15 protein-coding genes are annotated in these 13,827 nt (G+C 67.9%); 10 read left to right on the top strand and 5 right to left on the bottom strand.

What is annotated here, in order from left to right; all coding sequences use genetic code 11:
• Positions 1-111: 111 nt before the first annotated feature.
• Positions 112-723, bottom strand: a complete 612-nt coding sequence (locus ACZ1H8_RS11845) for a J domain-containing protein (protein WP_465177395.1) — start codon at positions 721-723, stop codon at positions 112-114.
• Positions 724-759: 36 nt separating this feature from the next.
• Here ACZ1H8_RS11845 and ACZ1H8_RS11840 point away from each other — a divergent pair, with 36 nt between their 5' ends.
• From ACZ1H8_RS11840 to ACZ1H8_RS11820, 5 genes are all read left to right on the top strand, one after another.
• Positions 760-1,044 (top strand): BolA family protein, encoded by a 285-nt coding sequence (locus ACZ1H8_RS11840; protein WP_110154145.1) that lies wholly within the window; start codon positions 760-762, stop codon positions 1,042-1,044.
• A gap of 2 nt (positions 1,045-1,046) precedes the next feature.
• Positions 1,047-1,745: a glutathione S-transferase gene (locus ACZ1H8_RS11835; RefSeq protein ID WP_465177394.1), complete on the top strand. Its 699-nt coding sequence runs from the start codon at positions 1,047-1,049 to the stop codon at positions 1,743-1,745.
• Entirely contained in the window at positions 1,742-2,203 is a 462-nt protein-coding gene (locus ACZ1H8_RS11830) for an NUDIX hydrolase (RefSeq protein ID WP_465177393.1), read from the top strand. Before ACZ1H8_RS11835 ends, ACZ1H8_RS11830 begins: the two co-directional genes overlap by 4 nt.
• Positions 2,200-3,102 carry a pirin family protein gene (locus ACZ1H8_RS11825; RefSeq protein WP_465177392.1) on the top strand — a complete coding sequence of 301 codons (903 nt, stop codon included), beginning with the start codon at positions 2,200-2,202 and terminating at the stop codon, positions 3,100-3,102. Before ACZ1H8_RS11830 ends, ACZ1H8_RS11825 begins: the two co-directional genes overlap by 4 nt.
• 132 nt (positions 3,103-3,234) lie before the next feature.
• On the top strand, positions 3,235-4,140 hold the full coding sequence (locus tag ACZ1H8_RS11820; protein WP_465177391.1) for an alpha/beta fold hydrolase: 906 nt from the start codon (positions 3,235-3,237) through the stop codon (positions 4,138-4,140).
• Positions 4,141-4,158: 18 nt separating this feature from the next.
• Here ACZ1H8_RS11820 and ACZ1H8_RS11815 read toward each other — a convergent pair whose 3' ends face one another.
• Positions 4,159-5,214 (bottom strand): DUF2332 domain-containing protein, encoded by a 1,056-nt coding sequence (locus tag ACZ1H8_RS11815; RefSeq protein WP_465177390.1) that lies wholly within the window; start codon positions 5,212-5,214, stop codon positions 4,159-4,161.
• 62 nt (positions 5,215-5,276) lie between these two features.
• Here ACZ1H8_RS11815 and hisG point away from each other — a divergent pair, with 62 nt between their 5' ends.
• From hisG to ACZ1H8_RS11790, 5 genes are all read left to right on the top strand, one after another.
• A complete protein-coding gene (gene hisG, locus ACZ1H8_RS11810; RefSeq protein WP_465177389.1) occupies positions 5,277-5,927 on the top strand; it encodes an ATP phosphoribosyltransferase in 651 nt (216 codons plus the stop codon).
• Entirely contained in the window at positions 5,924-7,204 is a 1,281-nt protein-coding gene (gene hisD / locus ACZ1H8_RS11805) for a histidinol dehydrogenase (protein ID WP_465177388.1), read from the top strand. Before hisG ends, hisD begins: the two co-directional genes overlap by 4 nt.
• Before the next feature lie 105 nt (positions 7,205-7,309).
• Entirely contained in the window at positions 7,310-7,771 is a 462-nt protein-coding gene (gene nusB / locus ACZ1H8_RS11800; RefSeq protein ID WP_465177387.1) for a transcription antitermination factor NusB, read from the top strand.
• The gene (gene thiL, locus ACZ1H8_RS11795) at positions 7,768-8,652 is read left to right on the top strand and encodes a thiamine-phosphate kinase (RefSeq protein WP_465181386.1); all 885 of its coding nucleotides are present in this window, start codon (positions 7,768-7,770) and stop codon (positions 8,650-8,652) included. Before nusB ends, thiL begins: the two co-directional genes overlap by 4 nt.
• A 105-nt stretch (positions 8,653-8,757) precedes the next feature.
• Positions 8,758-10,917 (top strand): sodium-translocating pyrophosphatase, encoded by a 2,160-nt coding sequence (locus tag ACZ1H8_RS11790; RefSeq protein ID WP_465177386.1) that lies wholly within the window; start codon positions 8,758-8,760, stop codon positions 10,915-10,917.
• Between the two features lie 63 nt (positions 10,918-10,980).
• On the opposite strand, the gene ACZ1H8_RS11785 is transcribed toward ACZ1H8_RS11790, so the two are convergent.
• The 3 genes from ACZ1H8_RS11785 to paoC are packed head-to-tail and all read right to left on the bottom strand — an operon-like array spanning position 10,981 to position 13,826.
• Positions 10,981-11,301 carry a hypothetical protein gene (locus ACZ1H8_RS11785; protein WP_465177385.1) on the bottom strand — a complete coding sequence of 107 codons (321 nt, stop codon included), beginning with the start codon at positions 11,299-11,301 and terminating at the stop codon, positions 10,981-10,983.
• The gene (locus ACZ1H8_RS11780) at positions 11,301-11,564 is read right to left on the bottom strand and encodes a DksA/TraR family C4-type zinc finger protein (protein ID WP_465177384.1); all 264 of its coding nucleotides are present in this window, start codon (positions 11,562-11,564) and stop codon (positions 11,301-11,303) included. The genes ACZ1H8_RS11785 and ACZ1H8_RS11780 overlap by 1 nt, the downstream gene beginning before the upstream one ends.
• 51 nt (positions 11,565-11,615) lie before the next feature.
• Positions 11,616-13,826: an aldehyde oxidoreductase molybdenum-binding subunit PaoC gene (gene paoC, locus ACZ1H8_RS11775; protein ID WP_465177383.1), complete on the bottom strand. Its 2,211-nt coding sequence runs from the start codon at positions 13,824-13,826 to the stop codon at positions 11,616-11,618.
• Between the last annotated feature and the right edge of the window lies 1 nt (position 13,827).

The following is a 13,827-nucleotide window of genomic DNA, read 5'->3' as shown; positions in this document are numbered from 1 at the left end:
GCACCCCGGCCGCCTCCACCGATGGCGTGGATATGAAGCACCGCAAACCCCCTCTACCAGCCCGCGGCTGGTCCCCCTCCCCCGGAGCTTTGCTCCGAGGGAGGAAACGCGTCACGCAAACGCAGGCGAGCCCTTCAACTGCTGATACGCCTCGATCACCTGCTGCAGCCGCTGCTCGAAGCTGCGGTCGCCGCCATTGCGGTCGGGGTGATAGCGCCGCACCAGGTCCGAGTAACGCCGCCTCAACATCCCGCGATCGGCATCGACCTCCAGCTCCAGGACGCGCATCGCCTCGCGATCTCGGCCGGACAGCGGCTTTCCGTCCTTGCGCTCCTGCGGCATCCGGTCGCGAAAGCGCGCCTGGATCGCATCGAGCGGATCGGAGAAGTCGGCCCAGCGCGGCGGGCGGTCCGCGCCGCCGGCGGCGTTGAATGCGCGAGTCTCGCGCTCCCAACCTGAAAAGGGCCGCTGCGCTTCGTTGATCTCCTCGGTGCTCATGCCCTTGAAGAAATTATAGCCCGAGTTGAACGCACGCACATGGTCCAGGCACAGCCAGCGGAACGGCGCCGGGCCGTCGCGCCCCGACGTCGTACCTTCGACCAGGGGCGCGCGAAATTCCCCCGGCTCGCTGCAGCCGGGTTCGGCGCACAGCCGTCCTTCCGCCTCCACCCGGCCATGGAACCGGGTATTGGGCCGATCCTTTCTGGGGTGTCCCGACGCCACGCTTACTCCCTTGAACAAACCGCCTATATAGGCGCCATGTCCGATCCTGCTACCGGCCCGCTGGCCCCGATCATCACTGCCCGCCTCACCGACGCGCTCGCCCCGTCGCACCTCGAGGTGATCAACGACAGCCATCATCATTCGGGCCATCTCGGCGACGACGGCACCGGCGAGTCGCACTGGACGGTCGTCGTTGAAAGCGGGGCCTTTGCCGGCCAGTCGCGCGTTCAGCGCCAGCGGTTGGTGAACCGGGCGCTCGCCGACCTGCTCGAATCGCGCATCCATGCGCTTGCGATCAAGGCCCGCGCCCCGGGAGAATGACGATGGCGTACACGCTCTGGTATTGGGCGGAAATCCAGGGCCGGGGCGAATTCGTCCGCCTGGCGATGGAGGCGGCCCGGATCGACTATGTCGACGCTGCGCGCGAGCGCGGCAGCGACGCGCTGATCGCCGACATGAAGACGCGCACGACGCGCGCACCCTTCGCCCCGCCCTATCTCGACACCGGCGACCAGGTGATCGCGCAGGTCGCCAACATCCTCCAGTGGTTGGGCGGACATCACGATATCGCGCCACAGGATGAAGCCGGCCGCGCCTGGCTCAACGAGGTGCAGCTGACCGTCACCGATTTCGTGGCGGAGGTGCATCAGGTCCATCACCCGGTCGGCGTCGGCGCCTATTATGAGGATCAGAAGCTCGAGGCGGCACGGATCGCGACCGAATTTCGCGAAGAGCGCATGCCCAAATTCCTCGGCTGGTTCGAACGCGCGGTCGAGGGCGACTGGCTGCTCGGCGATCGCTGTAGCTATGGCGACACCTCGATCTTCCAGCTGGTCGAGGGGCTGCGCTACATGTTCCCGCGGCGGATGAAGACGCTGGAGCCCGACCATCCGAAGCTGATCGCGATCCGCGACCGGGTTGCCGAGCTGCCCGGCATCGCCGCCTATCTGCAAAGCGAGCGGCGCATCGCGTTCAACCAGGACGGCATCTTCCGCCATTATCCCGAACTCGACGCCGAATGAGCGAGCGCACGCCCCGCCCCGCCGCACGACTGCTGGTGACCGATCCGCAGGGGCGCGTCCTGCTGTTCCGCTTCACCCCCGATGATCGCCCGCCCTTCTGGTGCACCGTCGGCGGTGCGCTGGATCCGGGCGAAAGCTATGAGGCGGCGGCGCGGCGCGAACTGATCGAGGAAACGGGGATCGAGGCCGATCCCGGCCCGCAGATTGCCCGCCGCGTGGTCGAGTTCGTCACGATCGAAGGCGTGCCGGTGATTGCCGACGAACGCTATTTTCGCGTCCGGCTGGACCGTGCGGAGCAAGCGGAGATCGATATCGACATCAGCGGCCATACCCCGCTGGAACAACGCGTCATGCAACAGTGGCGCTGGTTCGACCGAGATGCCATTCTCGCACATGACGAGCCGATCTTTCCCGAGGACCTGCTGGTCCTGCTGGACATCATGGAGCCTGCCGCATGACCGAAGACGATCTTTTCATCCAGACGATCGAGCCGGTCACGCATGACCTGGGCGGGTTCAAGGTCCACCGCACTCTGCCCTCGCGCCCGCGCACCATGGTCGGACCGTTCATCTTCTTCGACCAGATGGGACCGGCGCATCTCGAGGTGGGCAATGGCGTCGACGTGCGCCCGCACCCGCACATCAACCTGGCGACGGTGACCTATCTCTATGCCGGCGCGCTCGACCATCGCGATTCGCTCGGCACCTACGCCACGATCGAGCCCGGCGCGGTCAATCTGATGACCGCCGGCCGCGGCATCGTCCATTCGGAACGCTCGCCATCGGGCGAGCGCGAAAAGGGCCCCGACCTGTCGGGCATCCAGACCTGGCTCGCGCTTCCCGAACGCTACGAGGAGATCGCGCCGGCGTTCGAGCATGTCGCCGCCGCGCGCCTGCCGGTGATCGACGCGCATGGCGCGAGGGCGCGGATCATCATGGGCAGCCTGTGGGGCGAATCGGCGCCGACCACCGTCTATGCCGGGACCATCTATGCCGACATCCAGCTGGAGCCCGGCGCGAGCATTCCGATCGATGCCGGCGCCGACGAGCGCGCGCTCTATCTCTCGATCGGCGAAGCCAGCGTTGATGGCATGCCGATGACACCCCAGACCCTCTATGTGCTGCGCCCCGGCACCGCGATGACGCTGCGATCGGAGACGGGCGGCCGCGTCGCCCTGTGCGGCGGCGAGGCGTTCAAGACGCCGCGCCATGTCTGGTGGAATTTCGTCTCGTCGAGCCGCGACCGGATCAACGAGGCGAAGCGCGACTGGAAGGAAGGCCGCTTCCCGACGGTCCCCGGCGACGACAAGGAATGGATCCCCATCCCCGAAGTCCCCAAGACCGTCAGCTACCCGTGACCTTTCTCCCCCTCCCGCATGCGGGAGGGGGCCGGGGGGTGGGCGCCCGCCCTCCCCGACCACCCAGCGGCGGTGACGACAGCGTCGCCCCGAAAAGAGCGCCGCAGAAGAGCGCAAAGACAGGAGAGACAGATGCCCGACGCCCTGACCCGTATCGCGCTGCCCACCGGAGTCGAGCTCGACGTCGCCACCGCTGGCGACCCGGCCCGGCCGGCGATGATCTTTCTCCATGGCTTTCCCGAATCGCACCGCACCTGGCGCCACCAGCTTGCCGATCTGTCGCGCGACCATTTCGTCGTCGCGCCCGACCAGCGCGGCTTCGCCCGCTCGTCCAAGCCCGAAGGCGTCGAGAATTACGCGCCGCAAATGGTCGTGTCCGACCTGCTGGCGCTGGCGGACCATCTCGATATCGGCAATTTCACCCTGGTCGGCCATGACTGGGGCGGCGCCATCGCCTGGATGGCGGCATTGCAGAATCCCGGCCGCGTCGAACGGCTGATCATCCTCAACGCGCCGCATCCGCTGATCTTCCAGCGCACCCTGTTCGACGATCCGGGCCAGCGCGCCGCCAGCCAGTATATGACCGCCTTCCGCAACCCGGAGATCGAGAAGCATATCGACCGGATCGGGCTGGAGACCTTCTTCGACACCAGCTTCGCCAAGCATGTCGACCCGGCACTGATCGCGCCCGAGAAATCCGCCTATCTCGACGAGTGGCGCCAGCCGGGCGCGATGACCGCGATGCTCAACTGGTACCGCGCCAGCGTGATCAAGGTGCCGGCCATGGACGAGGATCCCGAACGCCCGGCCTGGCTCGACGGCCCCTTCCCGCCGGTCACCCAGCCGACTTTGGTAATCTGGGGGATGAACGACGCCGCCCTGCTGCCCAGCCAGCTCGACGGCCTTGACGCGCAGGTGCCGAAGCTGACCGTGGTCAAGATCGATGCGGGTCACTTCGTGCCCTGGGAGAAGCCCGAAGCGGTCAACGATGCGATCCGGCAGTGGCTGACCGCCAATCCGGTTGCCGGCGAGGGATAAGCCCCGCCGCCCGCCCGTTCAGGCGAGCCAGTCGACCCACGCGCCGTGCGCATGCGACCGCGCGAGTATCTGCGGCTGCCCGTCGCCCGGCCAGTGGCGCACGACGAGTTCGTGCTGATAGGTGTCGCGGTTCGCCTCCAGCGCGATCCATGCCAGCGGACGGTCGGTATCCGACTTCGCCCCCGCCGACTCGATCGCGCGGGTGATCCGCTCCTGCCGCGCCTCGCCAAGATATTGCCAGACGACCGAATGCATCACGATGCGGGTGGTGCCTGCAGCCTGGGGCCCGGCCAGTTCGGCCTCGACGAACGCGTCGGCGTCCGCCTGGACCAGGTCGGGCGCCTTCGCCGCCGCCAGCCGGCCGGCAATCTCCAGCCGCGCGAAACGCTGGTGATGTTCGGGCCAGACATAGGCCTTCAGCCGCAGCAGCTGCGCCGGATCGCTCAAATCGACCGGAGCGACGTCGCAGCCGCGCAGACGGGCGATCTCCAGTCCCGAGGCCGGCGATGCGGGCGGCGGCGGCCCGCGCCATTCTGGCGCGAACGCCATCTCGGCATCGTCCGGCCCGATCGTCACCCCGCCCAGATCATAGCGATACCGGTCCATCATCAGGTTGATACCGGCGCTCGACCCGATCTCGATACAGTCGAACCGCGGTGGCAGGCCCTGCGCCGCCAGCCACAGCATCGCCGCGGCATAATTGCTGGACCGCCCCGCCTCGTTGGTCTGGGGCGGCCCGTCGAGCCATGGCATCAGCGCCGGCCCGTGCGCCGCGGTCGCCGCGCGCACCAGTGACTCGGCGTCCGCAATGCCCTCGGCCTCGCCGCGATAGAGCGGACCCAGCGCTGGCTCGGCGCCCGACAGGAACAGCGCATGCAGGCCGCCCGCCGCGCGCAGCGGCAGCGCATCCGACAGCGGATGGGGTCCGGGCCAGTCGCGAATGGCGTTGGTGAAGGGCGTGTCCTGATCGAGCGCCGCGGCGATGCTCTCGACCACCCGCGCGGTGATCGGGGCGTCGTTCTTGCGGCAATAGTCGATCTGGTTCTCGAACGCCGCCCGTACCGCTTCCGTCATGCGCACCTCCGGTTGCGCTGCGTGTTGCGCCTGCATCCCCCCACAAGTAAAGCCCGCCCACCATGCAAGAGCCGCTGATCCTCGCCGTACCCAAGGGCCGCATCCTCGAAGAATGCCTGCCCGTGCTCGCGCATGTCGGCATCATCCCCGAACCTGCTTTTGCCGACGAGGGTAGCCGCGCGCTGCGCTTTCGCACCAACACGCCGGGAATCGACCTGATCCGGGTGCGCGCGTTCGACGTCGCCACCTTCGTGGCGCATGGCGCGGCGCAGCTGGGCATCGTCGGGTCCGACGTCATCGCCGAGTTCGCATATTCCGAGCTCTATGCGCCGGTGGACCTCGACATCGGTCATTGCCGCCTGTCGGTTGCCGAGCCGGTCGATCTGGCAGCGAAGGACGATCCGCGCGGCTGGAGCCATGTCCGCATCGCCACCAAATATCCGCACGTCACCCAGGCGCATTTCGAGGCGCGCGGCGTGCAGGCCGAATGCGTCAAGCTGAACGGCGCGATGGAACTGGCACCGGTGCTGGGCCTGGCGCCGCGCATCGTCGACCTCGTCTCGTCGGGCCGCACGCTGAAGGAAAACGGCCTGGTCGAGGTCGAGGTGATCGCCCAGGTCACGAGCCGGCTGATCGTCAATCGCGCCGCGTTCAAGACGCGGGCCAGCGAAGTCGTGCCGCTGGTCGACGCCTTCCGGAAGGCAGTCGCATGATCCGCCTCGACGCCGCCGCCGCCGATTTCGCCGACGCCTTCACCGCGCTGGTCGATGCCCGGCGCGAAGCCGATGAGGATGTCGCGCGCGACGTGACCGCGATCGTTCGGCGTGTCCGCGACGAAGGTGATGCCGCTGTGCGCGACCTGACGCAGCGCTTCGACCGCCACAGCCTTGACTGGCGGATCGACCGCGCCGATTGCCTCGCCGCCTGGGAAGGCTTGTCGGACGAGCTGCGCGACGCGCTCGAACTCGCCGCCGAGCGGATCGCCGCCTATCACCTCAAGCAGAAGCCCGAGGATCGCGACGAGATCGACTCGGCCGGCATCCGCCTGGGCGCGCGCTGGCGACCGGTCGATGCCGCCGGCGTCTATGTCCCAGGCGGCCGCGCCGCCTATCCCAGCTCGGTGCTGATGAACGCCCTGCCCGCCAAGGCGGCCGGCGTCGGCCGGCTGGTGATGGTGACGCCGACCCCCGATGGCGAGATCAATCCGCTGGTCCTCGCCGCCGCGCACATTGCCGGCGTGGACGAAATCTGGCGGATCGGCGGCGCACAGGCGATCGCCGCGCTCGCCTATGGCACCGAGACGATCGCGCCGGTCGACGTCATCACCGGTCCCGGCAATGCCTGGGTCGCCGAGGCCAAGCGTCAGCTCTACGGCGTGGTCGGCATCGACATGGTCGCCGGTCCGTCGGAGATCGTCGTCGTCGCCGATGCGAAGAACGACCCCGAATGGATCGCCGCCGACCTGCTGAGCCAGGCCGAGCATGATCCGACCAGCCAGTCGATCCTGTTCACCGACGACGCAGCCTTTGCCGACCATGTTGCCGCGGCCGTCGATCGCCAGATCGCCGAACTGTCCACCGGCGCGACCGCGCGGACCAGCTGGGACGCCAATGGCGCGATCATCGTCGTCGCCGATCTGGTCGACGCACTCCCGCTGGTCGATCGCCTCGCGCCCGAGCATCTCGAGCTTGCCTGCGACAATGCCGAAGCGTTGTTCGACGCCGTGCGCCATGCCGGATCTGTGTTCATCGGTCGCCACACGCCCGAGGCGATCGGCGACTATGTCGCGGGTCCCAACCATGTCCTGCCGACCGGCCGCCGGGCGCGCTTCGCCTCGGGCCTGTCGGTGCTCGACTTCATGAAGCGCACCAGCTTCCTGGCACTCGACGAGGCCGGCCTCGCCGCGATCGGACCTGCGGCGGTCGCGCTCGCAGGGGCCGAGGGCCTGCCGGCGCATGCCAGATCCGTCTCCATCCGCCTGAATCAATAGCCCGTTCTGCGCCTGCCGATCGGTCGATGGCCCCCTTCGCCGGCACTGCCGCGCGGAGGCCGCGACTTCGACAAGCGGCCAGAAGGGAGTAAGGGAATTCGAATCATGCCTAGCCCGACCGCAAAATCCCGTTCCAAGGCGCGCTCCGCGTCGCGTCTCGCCGCCGTCCAGGCGCTCTATCAGCTCGAGATGGAGAAGCCCGTCCTGACGCAGCTGCTCCACGAATTCCACCAGCACCGGCTGGGCGCGACGATCGAGGATGTCGAATATGCCGAGGCCGATGTCGCCTTTTTCGACGACATCGTGAAGGGCGTCTTCGCCCGCCGCGAGGAGATTGACGGGCTGATCGCCGGCAAGCTGGCCGACGACTGGAGCTTCGACCGGCTCGACAAGCCGATGCGCCAGATCCTGCGCGCCGGTGCCTATGAACTGATCGCGCGCAAGGACGTACCGGTCGGCGCGGTGATCAACGAGTATCTGGACGTGACGGACGCCTTTTACGACCGCCGCGAAAAGGGCTTCGTCAACGGCCTGCTCGACGCGCTCGCCAAGGAAGTCCGCGCCTGAACGAGGCCGAATTCATCGCCGCGCTGCGCACCCTGCCGCTCCATGACGGCGCCGGTGCGCTGCGCGACGATACCGCCCGGCTGGGCGATCTGATCCTCACCACCGACACGATGGTCGAGGGCGTCCATTACCTCCCCACCGACCCGCCCGAGAGTGTCGGCTGGAAGCTGGCGGCGGTGAACCTGTCCGACCTGGCCGCCAAGGGCGCGACGCCGCAGGGCTGCCTGCTCAATCACGCGCTGTCGGGCGAGCCCGGCTGGGATGCCGCGTTCCTGCGTGGCCTCGGCGAAGCGCTGGCGCGCTACGCCATGCCGCTGCTGGGCGGCGACACGGTCGCGATGCCGAAGGGCGCGCCGCGCAGCTACAGCCTCACCGCGATCGGCCGTGCGGGCGCGCGGGTGCCGGTGCGCAGCGGCGCGCGCGCGGGCGACCGGCTCTGGGTCACCGGCACGATCGGCGACGCCGGCGCAGGCCTGGCATTGGCACGCGGCGATGCTGGGCCGGCGCGACTGCTGGCGCGGTATCGCCGGCCCGAGCCCCGCCTGACCGAGGGGTTGTTGCTGGCCCCTCTGGTCACCGCGATGATGGATGTGTCGGACGGCGTGCTGATCGACGCGCAGCGCATGGCCGAGGCAAGCGCGCTGGCGGTCGAGATCGATCTCGATCGTATCCCGCTCGCCCCCGACTATCCGGGATCGGCAATCGAGGCGGCGACCGCTGGCGACGATTACGAACTGCTGTTCGCGGCATCCGAAGACTTCTCCCCGCCTGTCCCGGCGACGTGCATCGGCCGGTTCGATCCGGGCGCGGGCCTGACCCTGACCTCGGCAGGAAGCCCCGTGATGCTGCCGGAATCGCTGGGCTTTTCCCACGCAAGCTGAGGCGCTTGCGCTCGGTCCACTCCCTTCTATACCTTGAAGGTCCAAGGGCGATCTCGCCGTCAACGAAGCGAGGGCCCGGCAGGACTAGGGGAAGGATCCAAGCGTATGACGATCGTCTATGCGGCCATTGCCTGCGGCGTGCTCGCCGTCTTGTACGGAATAATAACCAGCGGCCAGGTGCTCAGGGCACCCGCCGGCAACGAAAAGATGCAGGATATCGCGGCAGCCATCCAGGAGGGGGCGAAGGCCTATCTCGGCCGCCAGTATCTGACGATCGCCGTGGTCGGCGTGATCGTCGCAATCGTACTTGCGTCCACCTTGGGCTGGATCGCGACGGTCAGCTTCCTCGTCGGCGCCGTCCTGTCGGGGGTCGCGGGCTTTGTCGGCATGCACATCTCGGTCCGCGCCAATGTCCGCACCGCGGAGGCTGCGCGCGGCTCGCTCCAGGGTGGCCTCACCCTCGCGTTCCGCTCGGGCGCGATCACTGGCATGCTGGTCGCGGGCCTTGGCCTCCTCTCGATCGCCGGGCTCTTCTGGTATTTCGTCGCGGTCGCGGGCGAGGAAGCGAATTCGCGCGTCGTGATCGAGATGCTGACCGCGCTCGCGTTCGGCGCCTCGCTGATCTCGATCTTCGCGCGCCTGGGCGGCGGCATCTTCACCAAGGCAGCCGATGTCGGCGCCGACCTGGTCGGCAAGGTCGAGGCAGGCATCCCCGAGGACGATCCCCGCAACCCGGCGGTCATCGCCGATAACGTGGGCGACAATGTCGGCGACTGCGCCGGCATGGCGGCCGATCTGTTCGAGACCTATGTCGTCACCATCGGCCTGACCATGGTGTCGATCGCGCTGCTGATGCAGACCCTGGTCGGCAATGTGCTGATCGCGATGATGGCGCTGCCGCTGATCGTCGGCGGCGTGTGCATCATCACCTCGATCATCGGCACCTATATGGTCCGCCTGGGCAAGAACCAGTCGATCATGGGCGCGCTGTACAAGGGCTTCTGGACGACGGTGATCCTGTCGATCCCCGCCATCTATTTCGCGACCCAATGGGCGCTGGGCAGCGCCGGCGTCGGGATGAACGACGCGATCGGCTCGATCGGCGGCGAGACGCCGACCAATCTGACGATCACCGACATCACCGGCATGAAGTTGTTCTACTGCATGATGATCGGCCTGGCGGTCACCGGGCTGCTGGTGTGGATCACCGAATATTACACCGGCACCAATTATCGCCCGGTCAAGTCGATCGCCAGGGCCTCGGTCACCGGCCACGGCACCAACGTCATCCAGGGCCTGGCGATCAGCCTGGAATCGACCGCGCTGCCGACTTTGGTGATCGTCGTCGCGGTGATCGCCACCTATCAGATCGCGGGCATCATCGGCGTCGCCTTCGCGGCGACCGCGCTGCTGGCGCTGGCCGGCATGGTCGTCGCGCTCGACGCCTATGGCCCGGTCACCGACAATGCCGGCGGCATTGCCGAGATGGCGGGGCTCGAGGACGAAGTGCGGCACAAGACCGACGCGCTCGATGCGGTCGGCAACACCACCAAGGCGGTGACCAAGGGCTATGCGATCGGCTCCGCCGCGCTGGCGGCGCTGGTACTGTTCGGTGCCTATACCACCGATCTCGACCATTATTCGGTCGCGCTCGGCCTGACCGGTCCGGTCGATTTCTCGCTCAGCAATCCGTACGTCATCGTCGGACTGCTGCTCGGCGCATTGCTGCCCTATCTGTTCGGCGCGTTCGGCATGACTGCGGTCGGCCGTGCGGCGGGATCGGTCGTCGAGGATGTCCGCACTCAGTTCCGCGACAATCCCGGCATCATGGAAGGGACCAGCCGTCCCAATTACGGCCGCACCGTCGACATCGTGACCAAGGCGGCGATCAAGGAGATGATCATCCCCTCGCTGCTGCCGGTGCTCAGCCCGATCGCAGTCTATTTCATCATCGCCGAAGTGGGCGGCAAGTCGCAAGGCTTCGCCGCGCTGGGCGCGATGCTGCTGGGCGTGATCGTGTCGGGCCTGTTCGTCGCCATCTCGATGACCTCGGGCGGCGGGGCATGGGACAATGCCAAGAAATATATCGAGGACGGCAATCACGGCGGCAAGGGATCCGAGGCGCATAAGGCCGCGGTGACCGGCGATACCGTGGGGGATCCGTACAAAGACACCGCCGGTCCGGCAGTGAACCCGATGATCAAGATCACCAACATCGTCGCGCTTCTGCTGCTCGCCGCACTTGCGGGTGGCGGGGCGATCTGACCGACTTCGAGCCCCGCCCGGATCCACCCCGGGCGGGGCTTGTTTTACGATCGTATAACAGGCTTAATCGAGGCCGGCATACCAGTCGGCATAGACGGTCGTCCTTGCCATGTGCCGGTTGAGATCTGGCGCGCCGTCGTTCCACCAGACCGGCCCGCGCTCGCCCAGCGCCACCTTGGCGGCATCGACCGCGGCGTGCGCCGCATCCTCGGCATCGCGGTCGCCCGCCTTGCGGCTCGTCTGGACCGCGCGGCGGGCGCGCATGAGCTCGCTGACGAGTTCGGCCGCGCGGCTTTCGGAAAGCGCGGGATTCCGGCGGCGCCATAATCGGCCGCGAACGACGAAATATCGGCCGTCGGGCGTGACCGGATGCGCCTTCGCCATCAGCGAAGCTGACTGTCCTTGCTGCCGCGGCGGTTGATCAAGGAATGGGCGACGCCGGCGTCGCGTTCGCGCTGGCAGGCGATGCAGGTCCGGCTGCCCGGCTGCGCCTTGCGCCGCGCCTCGGCAATCTCGTCGCCGCAATCGTCGCAGAACCGCGCGCCCTCGCCCGCCGGCATCCGCGCCCGCGCGCCTCGAACCGCGTCCGCCACCGTGTCGTCGATCTGATCCTGCACCGCGCCATCGGGCGCCCAGCCATTCGCCATTATCACCTCCGTCGGGGATCAACCCGCCCGCAGGCCCGCCGTTCCCCCGGCTCAGGCGACCGCGGGCAGCTTGTCGATCAGCTTGTCGAGCGTAACCGGATAGTCGCGCACCCGCACGCCGCAGGCATTGTAGACCGCATTCGCCACCGCCGCGCCGACGCCGCAGATGCCGAGTTCGCCGACGCCCTTGGCCTTCATCGGCGAGGAATATTCGTCCGCCTCGTCGAGGAAGATCACGTCCTGATGCGGGATGTCGGCATGGACCGGCACTTCGTATCCGGCCAGATCGTGGTTGACGAAGAAGCCGAAGCGCTTGTCGACCGCCATGTCCTCCATCAACGCCGCGCCGACGCCCATCGTCATCGCCCCGATCACCTGGCTGCGCGCCGATTTGGGATTGAGGATCCGTCCCGCCGCACACACCGCCAGCATCCGACGCACGCGGATCTCGCCGGTATGGGCGTGCACCGCCGCCTCAACGAAGTGCGACCCGAAGGTCGACAGCTGATAGGTCTTGGTCAGGTCGCCATATTCGATGAAGTCCTCGGCCGAGAGCGGGCCGTCCTTCGCCGCATCGGCGAGCCGCACCGCGCGATTGCCCGCCCTGACCCGCCCGCCGGCAAATTCCGCGTCGCCAGCGTTGAAGCCGAGCTTTGCCGAGATTGCCTCGCGCAGCTTCACGCAGGCGGCGTAGACGCCCGCGGTCGAGTTCATCGCGCCGAACTGCCCGCCCGACCCGGCGGAAACCGGGAAGGCGGAATCGCCCAGGCGGACGGTGACCTTATCGACCGGCACGCCCAGCATCTCGGCCGCGGTCTGGGCGATGATCGTATAGCTGCCGGTGCCGATGTCGGTCATGTCGGTCTCGACCGTCACTGCGCCGCCGGTTTCCAGCCGGACGCGCGCGCCCGATTTCATCGTCGGGCTGTTGCGGAAGGCGGCGGCCATGCCCATGCCGACCCACCAGCTGCCCTCGCGCCGCTGCGCCGGTCTCGGATTGCGCCGGCTCCAGCCGAACGTCGCCGCGCCCTCCTCCAGGCATTTCACCAGCTGGCGCTCCGAAAAGCGCCGCTCAGGCTTTTCCGGATCGGTCTGGGTATCGTTGAGGATGCGCAGCGCGACCGGGTCCATGCCGAGCTTCTCGGCAAGCTCGTCCATCGCAATCTCGAGCGCCATCATCCCCGGCGCTTCGCCCGGCGCGCGCATCGAATTGCCCTCGGGCAGATCGAGCTCGGCCAGCCGCAGCGCGGTCATCCGGTTGGCACCGGCATAGAGCAGCCGGGTCTGGGCGGTCGCGCCCTCGGGACGGCCGCCGGACAGATTGCCCGACAGGCTCTCGTGCCCGATCGCGGTGAGCCGGCCATCGCGGCCGGCGCCCAGCCGGATGCGCTGGATCGTCGCGGGACGATGCACCGTGTTGTTCATCACCTGCGGCCGCGCCAGCGCCAGCTTCACCGGCCGTCCGGCAACGCGCGCCGCGACCGCGGCCAGCACCGCATCGGCGCGGATCCACAGCTTCGCGCCGAACCCGCCGCCGACATAGGGCGAGACGATCCGGATCTTGTCCGCCGGCATGTCGAGCGTCTTGGCCAGGTCGCGCACCGCCCAGGCGATCATCTGGTTCGAGGTCCACAAGGTCAGCCGGTCGCCGTCCCATGCGGCGATCGAGGCGTGCGGCTCCATCATCGCGTGGCTCTGATCGGGCGTCGAATAGGTCGCGTCGATCGTCACCGGTGCCCGGGCGAAGGCGCCGCCGAAGTCGCCGATCACATAGGGTTCAGACACCGGCCGGCCCGAGCTGCTCGTCATCGGCGCAGTCTCGCGCGTCCCGGCCAGGTCGAAACTGCCCTTGTCGCGGGCATAGTCGACCCGCACGAGCTGGGCGGCATGGCGTGCCTGCTCGAAGCTTTCGGCGACCACCACCGCGATCGCCTGATCGTAATGCTGGATTTCCGGCCCGCCGAGCAGCTTGGCGACATTGCTCTGCGACAGGCCGATCTTGCCGGCATTTTCCGAGGTGACGACCGCGATCACGCCGGGCGCGCGCCGCGCCTCGGCGATATCGAGCCGGCGGATCCTGCCTTTGGCGATGGCCGATCCGACCATATAGCCATAGGCCTGGTTCGGCACGACGTCGTGCCGTTCATAGGCATAGGGAGCGGTGCCGGTAGTCTTTCGCTTGCCGTCGATCCGGTCGATCGGCTTGCCGACCACGGCCATGCGGTCGATCGGATTGGCGCCTTCGGGCTTTTCGAACTTCATG

This window comes from Sphingomonas sp. BL-S-25, from assembly GCF_055521555.1.
Note: the sequence above shows the minus strand (reverse complement) of the source record. Positions and strands in the feature narration are given on the sequence as shown.

Coding starts and splice junctions, on each gene's coding strand:
- ACZ1H8_RS11790 (WP_465177386.1), top strand. CDS start 8,758: ATGACGATCGTCTATGCGGCCATTGCCTGCGGCGTGCTCGCCGTCTTG.
- hisD (WP_465177388.1), top strand. CDS start 5,924: ATGATCCGCCTCGACGCCGCCGCCGCCGATTTCGCCGACGCCTTCACC.
- ACZ1H8_RS11835 (WP_465177394.1), top strand. CDS start 1,047: ATGGCGTACACGCTCTGGTATTGGGCGGAAATCCAGGGCCGGGGCGAA.
- ACZ1H8_RS11820 (WP_465177391.1), top strand. CDS start 3,235: ATGCCCGACGCCCTGACCCGTATCGCGCTGCCCACCGGAGTCGAGCTC.
- ACZ1H8_RS11815 (WP_465177390.1), bottom strand. CDS start 5,214: ATGACGGAAGCGGTACGGGCGGCGTTCGAGAACCAGATCGACTATTGC.
- paoC (WP_465177383.1), bottom strand. CDS start 13,826: ATGAAGTTCGAAAAGCCCGAAGGCGCCAATCCGATCGACCGCATGGCC.
- hisG (WP_465177389.1), top strand. CDS start 5,277: ATGCAAGAGCCGCTGATCCTCGCCGTACCCAAGGGCCGCATCCTCGAA.
- ACZ1H8_RS11830 (WP_465177393.1), top strand. CDS start 1,742: ATGAGCGAGCGCACGCCCCGCCCCGCCGCACGACTGCTGGTGACCGAT.
- ACZ1H8_RS11780 (WP_465177384.1), bottom strand. CDS start 11,564: ATGGCGAATGGCTGGGCGCCCGATGGCGCGGTGCAGGATCAGATCGAC.
- ACZ1H8_RS11785 (WP_465177385.1), bottom strand. CDS start 11,301: ATGGCGAAGGCGCATCCGGTCACGCCCGACGGCCGATATTTCGTCGTT.
- ACZ1H8_RS11825 (WP_465177392.1), top strand. CDS start 2,200: ATGACCGAAGACGATCTTTTCATCCAGACGATCGAGCCGGTCACGCAT.
- nusB (WP_465177387.1), top strand. CDS start 7,310: ATGCCTAGCCCGACCGCAAAATCCCGTTCCAAGGCGCGCTCCGCGTCG.
- ACZ1H8_RS11840 (WP_110154145.1), top strand. CDS start 760: ATGTCCGATCCTGCTACCGGCCCGCTGGCCCCGATCATCACTGCCCGC.